This is a genomic window from Pseudomonas sp. A014, from assembly GCF_052378495.1.
In the GTDB taxonomy this organism is placed as follows: Bacteria; Pseudomonadota; Gammaproteobacteria; order Pseudomonadales; family Pseudomonadaceae; genus Aquipseudomonas; species Aquipseudomonas machongensis.
The window spans coordinates 80,905-98,666 of the sequence record NZ_CP199001.1 but is presented as its reverse complement, the minus strand read 5'-3'; the positions used below and the strand labels follow the sequence as shown (position 1 = coordinate 98,666).

Below are 17,762 nucleotides of genomic sequence, written 5' to 3'. Positions count from 1 at the left end.
GATGGAAACCCGAGCTCATCACGTCCTCATCGGACTGGTCACCGTGCTGGTCGTGGCCGGCGCCATGCTGTTCGGCCTGTGGCTGACCAAATCCAGCGTCGACGATGCCTTCAAAGATTATGAAGTGGTGTTCAACGAGGCCGTTTCGGGCCTGTCCCGGGGAAGCGCGGTGCAGTACAACGGCATCAAGGTCGGCGATGTCAGCACCTTGCGCCTCGACCCGCAGGACCCGCGCCGGGTACTGGCGCGCATCCGCCTGAGCGCCGACACACCGGTCAAGGAAGACACCCAGGCCAAGCTCACGCTCGCCGGGGTGACCGGCAACTCGTTCATCCAGCTCAGCGGCGGCACGCCGCAGAGCCCGTCGCTCAAGGGCAAGGACGGACAGTTGCCGGTGATCGTCGCCTCGCCGTCGCCCATCTCACGCCTGCTCAACGACAGCAGCGACCTGGTGACCAACATCAATCTGCTGCTGCACAACGCCAACCAGATGTTCTCGGAAAACAACATCGAGCGCCTGAGCAACACCCTGGCCAACCTCGAACAGACCACCGGTGCCTTCGCCAGCCAGAAGGGCGGCATCGCCCAGGCCATCGAGCAACTCGGTCAGGTCGGCAAACAGGCCAGCGCCACCCTGGCCGAGACACAGGCGCTGATGCGCAACGCCAATGGTCTGCTCGGCAGCGAGGGCAAGCAAGCCTTCGGCAGCGCGGAGCAGGCCATGCAGTCGCTGGCTCAGAGCACCGCGACCATCAATGACCTGCTCAAGAACAACCGCGAGGCGCTCGACGACGGCGCCCAAGGCCTGAATCAGCTGGCCCCGGCAATCCGCGAGCTGCGCGAAACCCTCAATGCCCTCAAGGGCATCTCCCGGCGCCTGGAGGCCGACCCCAGCGGCTACCTGCTGGGCCGCGACCCAAACAAGGAGCTCCAGCCATGAGGCCGTCCCTTCGCCTGCTCGCCGCAGGCAGCCTGCTGAGCCTGGCCAGCGCCTGCTCGATCCTGCCACAGGCCGAGCCCACCGATATCTATCGCCTGCCGGTGAACCAGCAGAGCCGCCCGGCGACACCCGTGGATTGGTCGCTGCGCCTGAACAAGCCGCTGGCCAGCGAGGTCCTGGCCGGGCCGCGCATCGCCGTGATTGCGCAGGGCGACGTGATCAGCAGCTACAAGGGCGCGCGCTGGAGCGATCCGGTGCCACTGCTGGTGCGCAATCGCCTGCTCGATGCCTTCCAGCGTGACGGCCGGGTGCAGCGCCTGAGCGCCGATGACAGCAACCTGCAGGCCGACTACGAGCTGGCGGGTGAGCTGCAAGCGTTCCAGAGCGAATACCGCGAAGACGGGGTACAGGTGCTGATCCGTTACGACGCGCGGCTGGTGCAGGGGCGCAGCCAGCGCATCCTTGCCAGCCAACGCTTCGAGGTGCTCCAGCCGCTGGCCGACAAGCAGGTGCCGGCAGTGGTCAGCGGCTTTGGCGCTGCCAGTGACCAGCTCGCGCGCCAGGTGGTGGACTGGACAGTCGCCCAGGCCTCACGGATGCAGGCTCAGGCGAAGAACCAGTAGCAGACGAAGATCGCCGCGATCACCCCGGAAAGCTCGGCCAGCAGCGCGCAGCCCACTGCGTGGCGCACGCGCTGGATGCCCACGGCGCCGAAGTACACCGCCAGCACGTAGAAGGTGGTTTCGGTACTGCCCTGAATGGTCGCGGCCACGAGCGCCGGGAAGCTGTCGACGCCGTGGGTCTGCATGGTCTCGATCAGCATCGCCCGCGCCGCGCTGCCAGAGAACGGCTTGACCAGTGCCGTGGGCAGGCCTTCCACGAAGCGGCTGTCCACGCCCATCCACTCGACCGCATGGCGGATGCCGCCCAGCGCCAGCTCCAGCGCCCCGGAGGCACGCAGCACACCCACTGCGACCAGCATCGCGACCAGATAGGGCAACAGGCTCTTGGCGACGTCGAAGCCTTCTTTGGCGCCCTCGACGAAGGCCTCGTAGACCTTCACCTTGCGCAGCGCACCGATCACCAGAAACAGCATGATCACGCCGAACAGCGTCAGGTTGCCAAGGATCGACGACAGGCTCGCCAACGCAGCCGCCGACAACGTGCCGAGAAACGCCATGAAGCCACCGAGCAGCAGGGCGCCGGGGATGAAGTAGGCCAGCACCACCGGATCCCACAGGCGCAGGCGCTGCATCACGGCAACCGACAGCAGGCCGACCAGGGTCGAGACGCTGGTCGCCAGCAGGATGGGCAGGAACACCAGCGTCGGGTCGGGGGCGCCTTGCTGGGCGCGGTACATGAAGATGGTGACCGGCAGCAGGGTCAGCGACGAGGCGTTGAGCACCAGGAACAGGATCTGCGCGTTGCTCGCCGTGGTGCTGCTGGGGTTGAGCTCCTGCAACGCACGCATGGCCTTCAGGCCGATGGGCGTGGCGGCGTTGTCCAGGCCCAGGCCGTTGGCAGCGAAGTTCATGGTGATCAGGCCCAGGGCAGGGTGGCCAGGCGGCACCTCCGGCATCAGACGCGCGAACAGCGGGCCGAGGACCTTGGCCAGCCACTCGACGATACCGGCCTTTTCGGCAATCTTGAGAAAGCCCAGCCACAGGGTGAGGGTGCCGAACAGCAGGACCATGACCTCGACCGACAGCTTGGCCATGGCGAAGATGCTCTCGACCATCGCGGCGAAGATTCCCGCGTTGCCACCGACCAGCCACTGGGCCAGGGCGGAGATGGCCGCTACCACGAAAAAGCCGAGCCAGAGGCCGTTGAGCATCTGCAATCCCCCTGAAAAATGCCCGAATGATAGCGCATAAGGCGCCCTGAATCCGATCCCTGCAAGAGCGGCCGACAGGGGTGGTGTCGGACGCCACAATGCAAAAAGCCCCGACGGGTCGGGGCTCTTGCTTGCAACCAGAGGCTTACTGGTTGACGGTCTTGCCCGCCACCACAGCTTCTTTTTTCTTGCCGTTGGCCTGGAACAGCGAGTTGTAGTACGCCTCGCCCTTGGCGCTGTCGTACATGCCTTGCCACTTGGCGATCACCACGGCGGCCAGGGCGTTGCCCACCACGTTCAGTGCGGTACGGGCCATGTCCATGATGCGGTCGACACCGGCGATGAAGGCCAGGCCTTCCAGCGGAATGCCCACGCTGCCCAGGGTCGCCAGCAGCACCACGAAGGAGACGCCCGGCACACCGGCAATACCCTTGGAGGTGACCATCAGGGTCAGCACCAGCAGCAGCTGTTGGCTGATCGACAGGTCGATGCCGTACAGCTGGGCGATGAAGATCGCCGCGATGCTCTGGTACAGGGTCGAACCGTCGAGGTTGAACGAGTAGCCGGTCGGTACCACGAAGGAGCAGATCGACTTCGGCGCACCGTACTTCTCCATCTTCTCGATCACGCGCGGCAGCACGGTCTCGGAGCTGGAGGTGGAGTAGGCGAGGATCAGCTCGTCCTTCATGATGCGCATGATCTTGATGATCGAGAAGCCGAACACGCGTGCCACCAGGCCCAGCACCATGAAGGCGAAGAAGGCGATGGCGAAGTACACCAGCAGCACCAGCTTGGCCAGCGGCAGCAGCGAGGCGAAGCCGAAGTTGGCGACGGTCGCGGCGATCAGGGCGAATACGCCGATCGGGGCGTAGTTCATGATCATGTGGGTGACCTTGAACATGGTCTCCGACACACCCTGGAAGGTACGCACCAGCGGCTCGCGCAGGTCGGCATTGAGGCTCGAGAGGCCCATGCCGAACATGACCGAGAAGAAGATGATCGGCAGCATCTCGCCACGCATCAGCGCTGCGAAGATATTCGATGGGATCAGGTTGAGCAGGGTCTCGATGAACGCATGCTCATGCTGTACCTCGGCCGCCGTGGCCTGGTACTTGGAGATGTCGACGGTGCCCAGGGTGCTCATGTCGATGCCGGCACCTGGGTGGAACACATTGGCCAGTACCAGACCGACGACGATGGCGATGGTGGTCACCACTTCGAAGTAGAGAATGGTCTTCAGGCCGATGCTGCCCAGTTTCTTCGCGTCGCCAACCCCGGCGATGCCCACGATCAGCGACGAAATCACGATCGGGACGACGATCATCTTGATCAGGCGAATGAAGATGTCGCCGGCGGGCTGGAGGACGTTGCTGATCCACCATGCCTTTTCTGCACTGAAATGATTCAGTAGCGCGCCGACTGCAACGCCCAGGACGAGACCGATCACGATCTGCCAGGCGAGGCTCAGTTTTGCCTTCTTCATGTCGTTACCTTTGTTGTAGTGGTCATGGCCAGCAGATCGGAAAAGCGCGTCCCAGAGCCTTTGGCAACGTCACGGGCAGCGATTGGCTTCCGTCTGGCGACCCTGTTCTCAGGTCAACGCCAGCGAGCGAACGAGCGCTCGGGCCAGCTAAAAAGGCGGCAACTATTGCGACGTGGACAGGGCCAGTCTAATGCCGGAAACGACTACCCCATGCCGAATCGGCATAGTAAAAGACAGCAAATCGGCCAATTCAGCGGCCAAAAAATCCAGGCGTTCGGTTTTCCGAACAAGACCAAACCGCCATTTTTAGGCAGAAACGACTGGATCGGTTCGAGGGTGGTGGAGGGTTGTTCGACAATCCGAATGGGAGAAAACACACCCTGCGCACAGCGCAATCGAGGGGAAAAAAATTCGATATACGGTTACGACAAAATGTGTCTTGAGAGAAAAATCGTACAAGTACGTTCTGGAAGGGAAATTTCTGTAAGGACGCTTCGGAAGCCAGGTCGAGTGTTAGTGCCTTTTCCGACACCACTGACCTGGATCTTCCGATGCTGTCTCTCCTGACCCGGCCCTCGTCGGAGGTACTCCCTGTACCCCTAGGCCACTCCGATCCTGACGCGATCAGAACAGCCCGGCCCCCTGGTCATGTGCTGCCTCTCCTCGAGGCGGCGCATCATGGACGACGCAACGGTAAATACGTTCAACGTCCATCCGATTACGGTGCGCGACCCTAGGTCAGTACCAGTTCGGATCGCGCTTGAGCTGCTCCTGCAGCAGCTTCTTCATGCCGTCATCCGGCTCGCCCAGCCAGCGATAATCCGCATGGCGGGTCGGCGACTTGTCTGAGGGCAGACCTTCGGGAACCTCCACGAGCATCCCGTAGGCTTCATCCTTGTCCCAGCTGAACGCAACGATCAGGCGCTTGTACGTGCAGTTGTCGTCCGACTCGCAGAGAGGGCCGACCAGATACTTGTCGCCGTCCTCGGTCACCGCAGACATCTGCTGCGCAGAGCTGCCGCTGAGGTTGATCACCCACTCGGGCAGGCGTTCTTCATTCTTTATGGTCTTCTGCCAGGTCTGGCGGTATTCCGGGTCCGACCCCAGCAACTGGTTAGCCCGCACCTGACCGTCATTGGCTGCCATCGCCGCCGAGCCACCGCCCACGAGCAGGGCGGTGACCAGGGCATTAAAGAGCATCCTGCTCATGGGCGTCCTCTACCGCGTCCGAAGAAGAAGGAAGCGACGAACAGGACCAGGAAGACAATGAACAGGATCTTCGCGATACCAGTTGCGGCGCCGGCGATACCACCGAAGCCCAGCACTGCGGCGACAATGGCGATGATCAGGAATGTGATAGCCCAGCTCAGCATGGTGTTTCTCCTTTCTTTTCGGGATCGGGTCGGTGTGGCACTAGAACACCCAGCGTTCCTGAGGAACGATGTTTTCCAGGGTGGCCGGCGAAGCATTGGCCGAAGGCAGCGGCTGTGCCGCCTTGACCAGGGTGGTGGCGTGATTCGTCTTCAATTGCGTCAACAACGCAGTCTGAGCAGCTACCTGGTCGGCCAGGCGAGCGGTCTGCCAGCTGTGATAGAACAGGCCGCCGGCAAGGGTCAGTACCAGTGCCATCGCCAGGTACAGAAACTGATGCACGGGCAGCGCTGCGTCCTGCGAACGGTTGACTGATTGGCGATTCATGCCGGCTCCTCCTGCTGTATTTGTTATCCAAACCTTGAGGAAGTTATTGCAGCCTGCATGCCAGCTTTTTCATCTCGAAAAAATCTTTATAAATCAGCTAGTTATGCACAAATAGAAAATACAGCAAGAACGTATCCTGCACGATGCCTTGTTGCAGGCCGTGCGTTTTGCACGATTCAACCTTCCACTTTGCTCGCCACCTTCAGCAGGTCGGCATCCACGCCCCGTACTCCGAGGATCTGCCCCGCAATCTGCACAGCGATGGTCTTCTGCTCCTGGCTGACCACCTCGCCAGACAGCCGCACCAGGCCTTCCTGGCTCGCGACCTTGATGTTCGGCCCGTCGAGATTACGGCTGTAGCGCAAGCTGCTTTGCACCTTGTCGATGATCCAGGCATCGCTGGGCTGCGGCCCTGCCGGAACAGTCGGCGGATTTTCACGGGCCTGGGCCATGGCTGCGGAATCCAGGCTGATCAGGTTGTTCACCAGGTACACGCCCTCGCTGGTACGGGCGATGACCCCGGCCAGCTCCTTGGCCTCGACGTTGTCGACGCGACCGCGCATGGTCACCACGCCCTCGCGGCTCTCGACCTCGATTGGCGCCTTTTCCGTCACCCGGCTCCAGAGCAGGCGCGCGCGGATGATCGCGGTCAAGGTGGCGTCCTCAAGGCGTTGGGCGTAGGCACGCCGCTCAAGCGGCTGCTCCGCCAGCTCGGCATTGACCTGCAGGCGGTTATCCACACGCTCGATACCGCGGGTGGCCAAGGCGACACGCTCGGCCAGGTCGCGCTCGACAGGATTTTCCACCTCACCGCTGAGGCGGGCCTGCTGCCCCTCCACCTGCACCTCTATGCGGAACGGATTGAGTACCTTGTTGAGAGAAACCGCAGTCTGCACGGCCCCCTCCAGCCGTGCATCCTGCAACGGGTCGGCGACAACGGGACCGACTGCCAGCAGCAGGCCGGCAGCCAGGGCGCAATGACGTGGGAATAAAGGCATGGCACTTCTCCTTTTCGTAACAAATCCAACCAACCTCGCAACCTGCATGCCAGCGTCACGAATGCTGGAAAATCTATTTATTTCAATCTGTTAGCCAATAAACAGAGCAACAGCTAGCATGCACAGGACGGAATCCTTCAGAATCGACCATGCAACTTGCCCGATTTTTCCGACACTAACTGAGATCAATCCCATAGGAGCGCAGGAAAAATGGAACCAGCCCAGGACAAGCAAGGCCGCATTCTGCTGGTGGACGACGAGTCCGCGATCCTGCGCACCTTCCGTTACTGCCTCGAAGACGAGGGCTACAGCGTCGCCACGGCCAACAGTGCCGTTCAGGCAGAGACCCTGTTGCAACGCCAGGTGTTCGATCTGTGCTTCCTCGACCTGCGCCTGGGAGAGGACAACGGCCTAGACGTGCTGGCCCAGATGCGCATCCAGGCGCCCTGGATGCGCGTGGTGATCGTCACTGCACACTCGGCGATCGATACCGCAGTGGATGCCATCCAGGCCGGCGCTGCCGACTATCTGGTCAAACCCTGCAGCCCCGACCAGTTGCGCCTGGCCACCGCCAAGCAACTGGAGGTGCGCCAACTGTCGGCGCGCCTGGAAGCGCTCGAAGGTGAAGTGCGCAAGCCCAAGGACGGTCTCGACTCCCACAGCCCGCAAATGATGGCGGTGCTGGAAACCGCGCGGCAGGTGGCGACCACCGATGCCAATATCCTCATCCTGGGCGAGTCCGGCACCGGCAAGGGCGAACTGGCACGCGCCATTCACGGCTGGAGCAAGCGCGCACGCAAGGCCTGCGTGACCATCAACTGCCCCTCGCTGAACGCCGAGCTGATGGAAAGCGAACTGTTTGGTCATACCCGCGGCGCCTTCACCGGCGCCAGCGAGAGCACGCTCGGGCGGGTCAGCCAGGCGGACGGCGGCACGCTGTTCCTCGACGAAATCGGTGATTTCCCACTGACCCTGCAGCCAAAACTGCTGCGTTTCATCCAGGACAAGGAATACGAAAGGGTCGGCGATCCGGTCACCCGTCGGGCCGACGTTCGCATCCTCGCCGCAACCAACCTCAACCTTGAGGAGATGGTGCGCGAGAGCCGCTTCCGTGAAGACCTGCTGTACCGCCTCAACGTCATCACCCTGCACCTGCCGCCACTGCGCGAGCGCAGCGAGGACATCCTCACGCTCGCCGATCGCTTCCTCGCCCGTTTCGTGAAGGAGTATTCGCGCCCGGCGCGGGGATTCAGCGACGAGGCCCGTGCGGCACTGCTCAACTACCGCTGGCCGGGCAACATCCGCGAACTGCGCAACGTGGTGGAGCGCGCCAGCATCATCTGCCCGCAGGAGCGCGTGGAAATCAGCCACCTGGGGATGGGCGAGCAGCCCACCGGCAACGCTCCGAAGGTTGGCGCAGCGTTGAGTCTCGATGAGCTGGAGCGCGCCCACATCGGTGCCGTGCTGGCAGCCAGCGATACCCTCGACCAGGCCGCCAAGACCCTCGGTATCGATGCCTCCACCCTGTACCGCAAGCGCAAGCAGTACAACCTGTGAAGTGGCCCATGAAGCTGCGTACGCGGCTGTTCCTGAGCATCTCGGCACTGGTGACGGTAGCGTTGCTGGGGTTGCTGCTGGGGCTGATCAGCGTGCTGCAGATGGCAGCGGTGCAGCAAAAGCTGGTGCGTGACACCACCCATACCCTGGAAGTCGGGCTCAAGCTGCGGCAGAACCTGGGCGAGCAGTTGAACCTGATACTCGATCCAGATACAGATCCGAAAAGCCTGGCAAGCCTGCAGGAAAACTTCCAGGCGCTATTGGTGGCAGGCCTCGAACAGGGCGGTGAACGCACCGGATTCAGCAAGGCCAGCAGCAACTACCAGACCTTCCTCCAGGCCTATCGCGACAGCACCTCACCGTCGCGCAGCATGGGCGTCGACGACCCTTTGGGCGCCGCGTTCAACCAGGTCCGTACCGACCTGATCGACTCGCACAAGCAGGCGCTGGAGCACATTTCCCGCAGCGAAGAGCATGCTCGCGACCATGCCCTGCTGGTCAGCGGTGCATTGGGCCTGATGGGTCTGGCGGTAGTGGTGCTGGGCTTCATCACCGCGCATAACATCGCGCGTCGCTTCGGCCAGCCGATCGAGGCCCTGGTCAAGGCAGCCGACCAGGTTGGCCAAGGCAACTTCGACGTTACCCTACCTGTGACCCAAGCCACCGAACTCAACCAATTGACCCGCCGTTTCGGCCTGATGGCCGACGCCCTGCGCAAGCACCAGGCCACCAATGTCGATGAGCTGCTGGCCGGCCAACAGCGCCTGCAGGCCGTGCTCGACAGCATCGACGATGGCCTGCTGATCATCGATCGCCAAGGTCGCCTGGAACACCTCAACCCCGTGGCCCAACGGCAGTTGGGCTGGGATGCCTCGCGGCTCGGCAGCAGTCTGGCCGAAGCCCTGAGCCGCCCGGAGCTCGAGCAACAGATGCGCCAGGTGCTACGCGGCGGCAGCCTGGACCGGCCACCGGATGACCTGAGCATCGAGGTGGACGAAGAGACCCGTCTGCTGACCTTCAGCCTGACACCCGTCAGCCACCCGCAAGGGCCGATTCTCGGCGCGGTGATGGTGTTGCATGACGTGACCGAACAGCGTGCATTCGAGCGCGTACGCAGCGAGTTCGTCCTGCGTGCCTCCCATGAGCTGCGCACCCCGGTCACCGGCATGCATATGGCTTTCGGCCTGCTGCGCGAACGGATCTCGTTCCCGCCCGAAGCGCGGGAAAACGATCTGCTCGACACCATCGGCGAAGAAATGCAGCGTCTGACCCAACTGATCAACGACCTGCTCAATTTCTCTCGCTACCAGAGCGGGCTGCAGAAACTGGAACTGGCGCCCTGCACACTCGATGACCTGCTGGAACGGGCCCGGGCACGCTTCGCCGAGTCGGCGGCGCACAAGCAGATCGAACTGGTCAGCGAGCTGGAGCCTCCCTTGCCGCACATCCAGGTCGACCTTGCGCAGATCGACCGGGTGCTGGACAACCTGCTGCACAACGCCATCCGCCACACCGCCAGTGGCGGGCACATTCGCCTGCACGCACGGCGGCATGCCGAGCGGGTGATCATCAGCGTCGAGGACGACGGCGAAGGCATTGCCTATGGCCAGCAGGGGCGAATCTTCGAGCCGTTCGTGCAGGTGGGGCGCAAGAAGGGTGGCGCGGGGCTGGGTCTGGCCCTGTGCAAGGAAATCGTGCAACTGCATGGCGGGCGCATGGGCGTGTTCTCTCGGCCGGGGCAGGGGACGCAGTTCTACATGGCCCTGCCGGTCTGAGGCGCCTGTTCAAGGCTCATCATCGATTCGCCGCCCGCCCATCCGCCGTCCGCGCGTGATCAGCTCGGCGAACTGTCGGGCGTTGAGCGGATGGGCGAACAGCCAACCCTGCCCATAGTTGACCCCTTCGCTGTTGAGCAACACGGCCTGGTCCTCGCACTCGATCCCCTCGGCGATCACCCGCAGGTGCAGGTCATGGGCCATGCGGATGATATGCGGGGCGACGCCGCTGCTGGCGGCGTCGTGGCCCAGGGCGTCGATGAACGCCTTGTCGATCTTCAGGCAATCGACCGGCAGGGTCTGCAGGTAGGCCAGGCTGCAGTAGCCAGTGCCGAAATCATCGATCAGTACCTGATGCCCGACCGATCGCAGCGCCTGCAGGTTGTCGCGGGCCACCACCACATCGATCAGGCCGCGCTCGGTCACTTCGAATGCGATCTGCGTTGCGGACACCCGATGCTGGGCCAGCAGCCGCGCTGCGACCCGGCCGATACGCGGCACCATCACATCGCACGCTGCCAGGTTCACCGAGATGTACAAGTGCCGATTGGCCCGCAACAACTGGCCCAGTTGCTCCAGTACCCGCTGCAGGACGAAGTCGGTGATCGGGCGGATCTGCCCGGTGTTCTCGGCAAGCGGGATGAACAGCTCCGGGCTGGTCAGGCTGCCATCCGGTCGACGCCAGCGCACCAGTGCTTCGGCGCCGACACAACGGCGGCTGTCCAGTTCGAAGATCGGTTGGTAGAGCACCTGCAGCTCGCCACGGCGCAGCGCCTGCTGCAACTCCGAGCTCATCGAGCGCCGCTGCAGGATCAGTTGCAGCACCAGCCAGCCGATGCAGCAGGCGAGCAGCAGGCTACCGGGGAACAACAACCAGAGCATGCCGTTGAGCTTCAGCGGCAGGCTTGCACGGGGGGCGATGAGGACGAGTTGGTAGTCCGGTGACTTGGTCGGCATCCGGTAGACGAGGCGGTCGCTGAGCTCGATCAGCGCCTTGCGTGACGGTGGCGGCCAGTCCGGCGCGGGTGGCCAGGCCTGGGGAGGGCCCAGCACCGGGATCGCCCGGCTGCCGCGGTCGAGCACTACCAACAGGCTGCCACCGGGCGGGAGATCGACCACGTCGGTCAGGTGGCCGCGTGAGGTGGACACCAGGAAATGGCCACGTCCCAGCATCAACGCCGCGAGATTTTCGTTCGGCTCGGTGGTGGTGTTCAGCCAGTAACTGTAGGTCGGCCCCTGGATGTCGGGTGCGCGCATGGGCCGCATGACCTGCTCCCCACCGCGGCTGGAGCAGGCGATGTCTCCGTCGACATAGACCGCCTCGTAGACAAAGCGGTAGCTCAGGCCCACCTGACGCAGTGCAGACAGCATCGCTGCATCACAGCCGCGCATCGGCAGCGTCTGCAGTTGGTCGACCCCCTCGCGCAACTGGCCGAACACTTGCTCGAGGCGCTCGAGAAAACGCTCGCCGCGGGCATTCATCTGCGCGCTTTCGCTCTGTTTCATCTGCTGCAGGGTGACACCGACACTGGCGGCCAGCAGCAGCGCAGCACTGGCCAACGCGACCAGAGAGGCCAACAGCCAGGGGCGGTAGAAAATTTGGCGCACAGAGGCGATCAGCGAAGACATGCGCGGCATCCAGTTGAATACCAAAGGTATAGCAACTGGATGAACAGTTGGCGCGGTGCGATAGGCGGTCCTGATTTACCGCATGCTGTTGAGCACCTGCAGTATTGCCGCGGTCTGCGCATCGGGCATGCCGTCGAAGCGCTGCGCGCGGAAATGCATCTGGAAAGCGGCGATCACATGGCGGGTCGAGACATCCAGCTCGCCAGTCTGCTCGATGGCATAGCCGAAGCGGGCCAATTGTTGCTGGTACCAGAGCGGGCTCGGTGGATTGACCTCGAAATACACCTGCTGGCGCGCCACGGAGGCAGCGTTCGGCCAGATCCCCAGGCCTGCGTCAGCCAGGCGCTTCCAGGGGAACAGCGGCCCCGGGTCGAGCTTGCGCAAAGGTGCGATGTCGCTATGGCCAATGATGTTGCGCGGCTGGATGTTGTAGCGCTGGACGATATCCTTGACCAAGGCGATCACTGCCTCGATCTGCGCTTCGCTGTAGGGGTGCCAGACACGTCCGCTGGGGGTATCGGTATAGCCGGGATTGACGATCTCGATACCGATCGAGCTCGAGTTGAGCCAGGTGCGGCCCTGCCACTGACTGTCGCCGGCATGCCAGGAGCGGCGGCTTTCATCCACCAGCTGGTATACCGTGGCATTGCCGTCGCCAACCAGGTAATGGCTGCTGACCTCGCCATGGGTCAGCAGCGCCAGCGAGCGCTCCAGCGACGCGTTGGTGTAGTGCAGGACGACGAACTGGATGCGACTATCCTGGTTCGCCGAAGTATGGCTGCGGTCGACACGCAGACCGCTGGAGCAACCGGCGAGCAGGATGAGGAGAAGGGCAGTAGCGAACGTTTTCATCGGATAGAGGCACGTCATGTGTCGGTATAAGCGCTACAGTATAACGTGCTATCGCTGATTACCCATTCCCCAACGATGCCCGCTCAGCGGACGCACATCACCTGGAATGCCAATGAGTTGTTACCGCTCGGCCCAGTCAGGTCCACCAGCTGTGTCATGACATTCACATGCTCGGCGACAGGTTTTCCGATGACCTTGGCCTGACCATGCAGCTGTCGGTCGAAGCTGCTTGCATCGATCACCGACACTGAACAGAAACCAGGGTCCCGCTGAATGATGCGTGGATTGAGCACCAGCTTGTACTGCACGTAATAATTATCCAACGCCGTTTTCTCGATCTCCAAGATCCATTCGGACGACTGGCGCAATACCTTGCCGTCAGCGCCGACATCGGCAGTATGCATCACATCCTTGGCCATGGCGCCTGCCTGCAAGGTCAGGCCCGCCACCAGCGCTACGCTCCATCTTGTCAATTCCATCGACTGCTCCTCATACGTCCGGATTTATGTGCACAGGCTAAGTGCCCGGCCAGTGTCGAACGCAACGGGAGGGGCGTAGCGGTACTTATCTATCCCTGCTCGACGCGATTGCGCCCCTGGTCCTTGGCGCGGTATAGCGCGTCGTCCGCACGCTTGAGCACCTGGTCGCCACGCTCGCCGGAGCGGAAGGCGCTGACGCCGATGGACGTGGTGATCACCACGCGCTCGCCCTTGAAGTGAAACGGGCAGGCCTCGATCGCCGCACGCAGCGCTTCGGCGACCTGCAGCGCTGCGGGAGGGGATGTCTGGGGCAGCAGCAGGACGAACTCCTCGCCACCAAAGCGGGCGATGAAGTCGCGCCCGCGCAAGCGCTTGCGCAACTGGTCGGCAACGATCTTCAGCACCTTGTCGCCGGCCAGGTGGCCATAGCCGTCGTTGATGCGTTTGAAATGATCGAGGTCGAGGATGGCCATGGCCAGGTGGCCGCCATTCTCCTGCCAGTCGGCAAGCTCGCGCTCGACCCGTTCGCTCCAGGCGGCGCGATTGGGCAGCCCGGTCAGCGGATCGACCAGTGCTTTCTGCCGCTGTTCTTCCAGGTGCTCACGGTAGCCAAGCGCCTCCTGCTCCATGCTCGCCACTCGCTCGGCCAGGCCTTGCAGGCGTCCGGCCAGTTCCTGCTCACGGCGATCGCGTTCGTGCTGGTGGTCATCCATGGTGACCAGCAGGCCCTCGAGCCGGTGGTCCAGCAGGTGCTTGAGGCTGTCGATGTCCACTGCGCCCTGGACGCTGGTTTGCAGGCCATCGACCTGTTCACGCAGCTGACTGTCCAACTCGCGAGCGGCAGTGCTGTTGTCGGCGTGCCCCTCGCTGGCCTCCTGCAGGTGGCTCTGGAAGGTCTCCAGGCGTTCGTTGATCTGCTGCAGATAGGCTTCGAACTCATGCTGGCCGCTGTCGTTGATTGCCAGCATCAGCACCGCCAGGTCGTCCAGTACCGGGATCAGCTCGTACCAGTTCAGCCCGCGCGCCACCCGCTCGCGCATTTCCAGGGCCTGGGCCTTGTGGCGCTCCGGCAGGCTCAGGTCGTCGAGCAGGCCGATCAGGGTTTCCTCGATGTGCGCGGCGACCTGGCTGTAGGGCGGCTCGACGGCATCAGGCAGGGCGTAAGGGCCGTCTTCACCGGCCGGTTGTTCTTCCGGGGGCTCGGTGGCGGGGGCTTCGTCCGCTGGCGTGCTGTCGGCGGCGGTCTCCGGCTCGACAGGCTCGGACTCGGCGGGGGGAGCGACTGGCTCGGGTTCGACAATGCTCGCCGGCTCGCGGGCTTCGGCAACTGGCCCCTCCGTCTCGGCAGCACCAGCCAATTGCGCAACCGGCGCTGGAGCCTCGGGGGCAGGCTCGACAGAGCGGGGCGCCGCAGGCAGAGGCTCCAGTTCATCAGCATCGATCGTGCTGTGTGCCGCAGAGGCTGGGCTCGGGGCTGGGGCTGGGGCTGGGGCTGGGGATCGTGGCTCAGGTTCGCGCGCAGGCAACGGTTCGCCCGTTGGCTCGACGGCCTGGCTCTGTGACGTTGCGCGCGAGGGTGCCGGTTCGTGCTCCGGCTCCGGCGCTTCGGCCTGAGCACCCTCTTCGCGACCGCCAAACAAGCGTTGCAGGAAGCCTGGCCGGGCCTCCTCGGTCGCCTTGCGCAGCGACGACAGCGCGCGCCCCTGCAGACCGCTGAGCTCGCCAAGCAGCGGCGGCAACTCACGCGACTGGCTGACACCGCCGTCGAGCTTCTTGGCCAACTTCTTGAGCGGACGGGCAACGTCGCCGGGCAGCTCAAGCCCCTGCAACTGGGAAACCAGCGAGGTCAGCGCATCGCTGACCTGGTTCATCCGCGTTTCGCGACGCTGCTCCGACTCGAGCACGGCCTTTTCAAGCCGTGGGATAAGCCCGGCGAGCCCCGCGTCCATGCTGTCACTGCGGATGACCTCGCGCATCTCCTTCATGCACTGGTCGACGACCTTGTCGCTACCCTCGGCGGCCAGCGTGCTGCGGACCAGGCCACGGCGCAGCAGGTCGAGGCGAGCTTCCCATCGACGCTCGAGCTTCTCCTGCCGTTCGATGCTTTTCAGATACTTTTCTTTCCAGCGCTCGGCTTCGTCGGTCATGCCTGGATCCGCAACGGTAATAGCATCAGAGGGTATGTGAATACTGGATTTCGGCGCGAAGCGCGAACTCTTGAGTGTGTCAGCGCACGACCGGCAGGGTATCCACAGTCAAGGCATCCGGCAATCGGATCTCGACCGCCACAGGCAGGTGGTCGGAAATCGGCTGCGACAGCACCTCGACCCGCTCAAGCGTCAGGCTCGGGCTGAGCAGGATGTGATCCAGGCAGCGTTGCGGGCGCCAGCTGGGGAAGGTCGCCTCGACCTGTGGGGCGATCAGTCCGAGGTCGCGCAGGGGCGAGCGCTCGAGCAGGTCGTTGGCGTGGGTGTTCATGTCGCCCATGAGGATCTGATGGCGATAGCCGCCGATCAGCTCACGGATATACCCCAGTTGCAGGGCGCGGGTCTTGGCGCCGAGCGCCAGGTGCATCATCACCACGATCAGCGCGTCCTCGCCCTCGCCGAAACGCACCAGGATCGCCCCACGACCGGCCGGACCGGGCAGGGGATGATCTTCAAGGTGCTGGGGCTTGAGCCGGCTGAGCACGCCGTTGCTGTGCTGGGCGAAACGCCCGAGATTGCGGTTGAGCTGCTGATACCAATAGGGGAAGGCACCGAGCTGGGCCAGGTGCTCGACCTGGTTGACGTAGCCCGAACGCAGGCTGCCGCCGTCGGCTTCCTGCAGGGCAACCAGGTCGAAATCAGCGAGCAGGTCGCCGATCTTCTGCAGGTTGCCGGCCCGCCCGGTATGGGGCAGCAGGTGCTGCCAGCTGCGGGTCAGGTAGTGGCGGTAGCGCTCGGTGCTGATACCGACCTGGATATTGAAGCTGAGCAGCCGCAGGCGACCATCCTCTGGCAGGCCTGGGGCCTGCAGATGATGTTCGTTGACCCGCGGCTGATGCAGGCCAACACTTCGCGTGGTACGCAAGCGGGCCATGGCTGCGCCGCTTACTTAGCGGCACGCTCCTTGGCGATCAGTTGGTCGGCAACGTTCAGGACGCCTTCCGGCCCGCCAGCGGTACCCAGGTCGAAGCGGTACTTGCCGTTGACCACCATGCTCGGCACGCCGGTGATTTCGTACTTCTTCGCCAGTTCCTTGGCCTGGTTGACCTGGCCCTTGATGGCGAACGAGTTGAAGGTAGCGAGGAACTTGTCCTTGTCCACGCCTTGGGTGGCGAGGAATTCAGCCATGTCGTTCGGGTCGGTCAGACGCTTGCGCTGGTTCTGGATGGCGTCGAAGACCGCGGCGTGAACCTTGTGCTCGACGCCCATGGCTTCGAGGGTGAGGAACATCTGGCCGTGGGCATCCCAAGGGCCGCCGAACATGGCCGGGACGCGCTTGAAGTTGACGTCGGCCGGCAGCTTGTCGATCCAGGGATTGATGGTGGGTTCGAAGTGGTAGCAGTGCGGGCAGCCGTACCAGAACAGCTCGACGACTTCGATCTTGCCTGGCTGCGAGACCGGGACCGGGTTGCTCAGCTCGATATATTCCTTGCCCGCCACAGGCTCGGCGGCCTGCACCGCGGCCATACCGAATACGCTGGCGGCGACCAGCGCAGCGCTGAGAATCAGTTTACGCATGCTTTACTCCTGAGCAATCAATGGTCGCCTCGACACGACCTATGCTGTGACAGGCCATGAAGGGCTCGAGTTCTGTAGTGTAACGGCTGGGACCATAAAAAAGGGCGGCCTACGCCACCCTTTTCATGTTTAGCGATGTTGCATTAACCGAGTGTTAACGCTCGCCTCAATGCAGCCCCTGGATATAGCTGGCCAACGCCTCGATATCCTTGTTGCTCAGCTTGCCGGCGATGGTGCGCATGGTCATGGCATCGCCATCGTTGGTGCGATTACCTTCACGGAAGTCGGTGAGCTGCTTGCTGACATACTGCGAGTGCTGGCCGCTCAGGTGAGGGAAGCCGGCAAGGGCGATGCCTGCGCCGTTAGGGGAGTGGCAACCGGTGCAGGCGGGCATGCCTTTCTCCAGGTCACCGCCGTTGAACAGCGCACGTCCACGCTCGACCAGCTTGGGATCTGCCGCGCCGACACTGCCTTTCTGGCTGGCGAAGTAAGCGGCGATATCGGCCAGGTCCTGGTCATTGAAGGCGGCCAGCATGCCGGTCATTTCCAGCACCGTGCGCTTGCCCGACTTGATGTCGTGCAATTGCTTCTCAAGGTAGCGCTGGCCTTGGCCGGCCAGTTTCGGGAAGTTCGGCGCCAGGCTGTTGCCGTCAGGGTTATGGCAGGCACCACAGACCGCAGTCTTCGCCTGGCCGGCAGCGGCATCGCCTTTGATGGGGTCGGCAGCAGTGGCCGCACCTGCGACACCCATGGTCAACAGCAGACTCACGAATAGTTTGTTCATCAGCTAAT

At 63.3% G+C, this 17,762-nt stretch carries 17 protein-coding genes; 4 read left to right on the top strand and 13 right to left on the bottom strand.

The annotated features are described in order from the left end of the window. Nucleotide 1 precedes the first annotated feature (1 nt). A complete protein-coding gene (locus tag ACTYOL_RS00485) occupies nt 2-940 on the top strand; it encodes an MlaD family protein (RefSeq protein WP_444757400.1) in 939 nt (312 codons plus the stop codon). Beyond that, on the top strand, nt 937-1,563 hold the full coding sequence (locus ACTYOL_RS00480) for an ABC-type transport auxiliary lipoprotein family protein (protein WP_444757399.1): 627 nt from the start codon (nt 937-939) through the stop codon (nt 1,561-1,563). Before ACTYOL_RS00485 ends, ACTYOL_RS00480 begins: the two co-directional genes overlap by 4 nt. Here ACTYOL_RS00480 and ACTYOL_RS00475 read toward each other — a convergent pair. From ACTYOL_RS00475 to ACTYOL_RS00450, 6 genes are all read right to left on the bottom strand, one after another. Then, complete coding sequence (locus ACTYOL_RS00475; RefSeq protein WP_054893339.1) at nt 1,545-2,774, bottom strand: nucleoside recognition domain-containing protein; 1,230 nt, start codon at nt 2,772-2,774, stop codon at nt 1,545-1,547. The two genes, ACTYOL_RS00480 and ACTYOL_RS00475, sit on opposite strands and share 19 nt — an antisense overlap. A gap of 145 nt (nt 2,775-2,919) precedes the next feature. Beyond that, the gene (gene gltP, locus ACTYOL_RS00470) at nt 2,920-4,257 is read right to left on the bottom strand and encodes a glutamate/aspartate:proton symporter GltP (RefSeq protein WP_054893340.1); all 1,338 of its coding nucleotides are present in this window, start codon (nt 4,255-4,257) and stop codon (nt 2,920-2,922) included. 738 nt (nt 4,258-4,995) lie between these two features. Next, nucleotides 4,996-5,466, bottom strand: a complete 471-nt coding sequence (locus ACTYOL_RS00465) for an inhibitor of vertebrate lysozyme family protein (protein WP_063542020.1) — start codon at nt 5,464-5,466, stop codon at nt 4,996-4,998. Then, a complete protein-coding gene (locus tag ACTYOL_RS00460) occupies nt 5,463-5,630 on the bottom strand; it encodes a DUF1328 domain-containing protein (RefSeq protein ID WP_028695791.1) in 168 nt (55 codons plus the stop codon). The genes ACTYOL_RS00465 and ACTYOL_RS00460 overlap by 4 nt, the downstream gene beginning before the upstream one ends. A 40-nt stretch (nt 5,631-5,670) precedes the next feature. Further along, nucleotides 5,671-5,955, bottom strand: coding sequence for a hypothetical protein (locus tag ACTYOL_RS00455; RefSeq protein ID WP_063542018.1), 285 nt, complete (start codon nt 5,953-5,955; stop codon nt 5,671-5,673). Nucleotides 5,956-6,131: 176 nt separating this feature from the next. Beyond that, on the bottom strand, nt 6,132-6,953 hold the full coding sequence (locus tag ACTYOL_RS00450) for a BON domain-containing protein (protein WP_323453326.1): 822 nt from the start codon (nt 6,951-6,953) through the stop codon (nt 6,132-6,134). A gap of 210 nt (nt 6,954-7,163) precedes the next feature. On the opposite strand from ACTYOL_RS00450, the gene algB reads away from it, so the two are divergent. Continuing rightward, nucleotides 7,164-8,510 carry a sigma-54-dependent response regulator transcription factor AlgB gene (algB, locus tag ACTYOL_RS00445; RefSeq protein ID WP_054893344.1) on the top strand — a complete coding sequence of 449 codons (1,347 nt, stop codon included), beginning with the start codon at nt 7,164-7,166 and terminating at the stop codon, nt 8,508-8,510. Nucleotides 8,511-8,518: 8 nt separating this feature from the next. Next, nucleotides 8,519-10,285: a KinB sensor domain-containing domain gene (locus tag ACTYOL_RS00440; protein WP_197893391.1), complete on the top strand. Its 1,767-nt coding sequence runs from the start codon at nt 8,519-8,521 to the stop codon at nt 10,283-10,285. Between the two features lie 9 nt (nt 10,286-10,294). Here the strand turns inward: ACTYOL_RS00440 and ACTYOL_RS00435 are convergent, their stop codons facing one another. The 7 genes from ACTYOL_RS00435 to ACTYOL_RS00405 form a co-directional block, all read right to left on the bottom strand. Continuing rightward, a complete protein-coding gene (locus tag ACTYOL_RS00435) occupies nt 10,295-11,914 on the bottom strand; it encodes an EAL domain-containing protein (protein ID WP_197893390.1) in 1,620 nt (539 codons plus the stop codon). A gap of 75 nt (nt 11,915-11,989) precedes the next feature. Further along, nucleotides 11,990-12,766 carry an N-acetylmuramoyl-L-alanine amidase gene (locus ACTYOL_RS00430; protein ID WP_444757398.1) on the bottom strand — a complete coding sequence of 259 codons (777 nt, stop codon included), beginning with the start codon at nt 12,764-12,766 and terminating at the stop codon, nt 11,990-11,992. A gap of 83 nt (nt 12,767-12,849) precedes the next feature. Further along, entirely contained in the window at nt 12,850-13,215 is a 366-nt protein-coding gene (locus ACTYOL_RS00425) for a hypothetical protein (RefSeq protein ID WP_444757397.1), read from the bottom strand. A 119-nt stretch (nt 13,216-13,334) separates the two neighbouring features. Next, nucleotides 13,335-15,392 (bottom strand): diguanylate cyclase, encoded by a 2,058-nt coding sequence (locus ACTYOL_RS00420; protein ID WP_444757396.1) that lies wholly within the window; start codon nt 15,390-15,392, stop codon nt 13,335-13,337. A gap of 79 nt (nt 15,393-15,471) precedes the next feature. Then, a complete protein-coding gene (locus ACTYOL_RS00415) occupies nt 15,472-16,326 on the bottom strand; it encodes an endonuclease/exonuclease/phosphatase family protein (protein WP_063542008.1) in 855 nt (284 codons plus the stop codon). An 11-nt stretch (nt 16,327-16,337) separates the two neighbouring features. Then, nucleotides 16,338-16,970, bottom strand: a complete 633-nt coding sequence (gene dsbA, locus ACTYOL_RS00410; protein ID WP_054893350.1) for a thiol:disulfide interchange protein DsbA — start codon at nt 16,968-16,970, stop codon at nt 16,338-16,340. Between the two features lie 166 nt (nt 16,971-17,136). Beyond that, entirely contained in the window at nt 17,137-17,754 is a 618-nt protein-coding gene (locus tag ACTYOL_RS00405) for a c-type cytochrome (RefSeq protein ID WP_054893351.1), read from the bottom strand. Nucleotides 17,755-17,762: the final 8 nt, after the last annotated feature.

What these genes read in the sequence shown, in the direction of transcription:
- ACTYOL_RS00485 (WP_444757400.1), top strand. Translation starts at nt 2, where the DNA reads ATGGAAACCCGAGCTCATCACGTCCTCATCGGACTGGTCACCGTGCTG.
- ACTYOL_RS00480 (WP_444757399.1), top strand. Translation starts at nt 937, where the DNA reads ATGAGGCCGTCCCTTCGCCTGCTCGCCGCAGGCAGCCTGCTGAGCCTG.
- ACTYOL_RS00475 (WP_054893339.1), bottom strand. Translation starts at nt 2,774, where the DNA reads ATGCTCAACGGCCTCTGGCTCGGCTTTTTCGTGGTAGCGGCCATCTCC.
- gltP (WP_054893340.1), bottom strand. Translation starts at nt 4,257, where the DNA reads ATGAAGAAGGCAAAACTGAGCCTCGCCTGGCAGATCGTGATCGGTCTC.
- ACTYOL_RS00465 (WP_063542020.1), bottom strand. Translation starts at nt 5,466, where the DNA reads ATGAGCAGGATGCTCTTTAATGCCCTGGTCACCGCCCTGCTCGTGGGC.
- ACTYOL_RS00460 (WP_028695791.1), bottom strand. Translation starts at nt 5,630, where the DNA reads ATGCTGAGCTGGGCTATCACATTCCTGATCATCGCCATTGTCGCCGCA.
- ACTYOL_RS00455 (WP_063542018.1), bottom strand. Translation starts at nt 5,955, where the DNA reads ATGAATCGCCAATCAGTCAACCGTTCGCAGGACGCAGCGCTGCCCGTG.
- ACTYOL_RS00450 (WP_323453326.1), bottom strand. Translation starts at nt 6,953, where the DNA reads ATGCCTTTATTCCCACGTCATTGCGCCCTGGCTGCCGGCCTGCTGCTG.
- algB (WP_054893344.1), top strand. Translation starts at nt 7,164, where the DNA reads ATGGAACCAGCCCAGGACAAGCAAGGCCGCATTCTGCTGGTGGACGAC.
- ACTYOL_RS00440 (WP_197893391.1), top strand. Translation starts at nt 8,519, where the DNA reads ATGAAGCTGCGTACGCGGCTGTTCCTGAGCATCTCGGCACTGGTGACG.
- ACTYOL_RS00435 (WP_197893390.1), bottom strand. Translation starts at nt 11,914, where the DNA reads ATGTCTTCGCTGATCGCCTCTGTGCGCCAAATTTTCTACCGCCCCTGG.
- ACTYOL_RS00430 (WP_444757398.1), bottom strand. Translation starts at nt 12,766, where the DNA reads ATGAAAACGTTCGCTACTGCCCTTCTCCTCATCCTGCTCGCCGGTTGC.
- ACTYOL_RS00420 (WP_444757396.1), bottom strand. Translation starts at nt 15,392, where the DNA reads ATGACCGACGAAGCCGAGCGCTGGAAAGAAAAGTATCTGAAAAGCATC.
- ACTYOL_RS00415 (WP_063542008.1), bottom strand. Translation starts at nt 16,326, where the DNA reads ATGGCCCGCTTGCGTACCACGCGAAGTGTTGGCCTGCATCAGCCGCGG.
- dsbA (WP_054893350.1), bottom strand. Translation starts at nt 16,970, where the DNA reads ATGCGTAAACTGATTCTCAGCGCTGCGCTGGTCGCCGCCAGCGTATTC.
- ACTYOL_RS00405 (WP_054893351.1), bottom strand. Translation starts at nt 17,754, where the DNA reads ATGAACAAACTATTCGTGAGTCTGCTGTTGACCATGGGTGTCGCAGGT.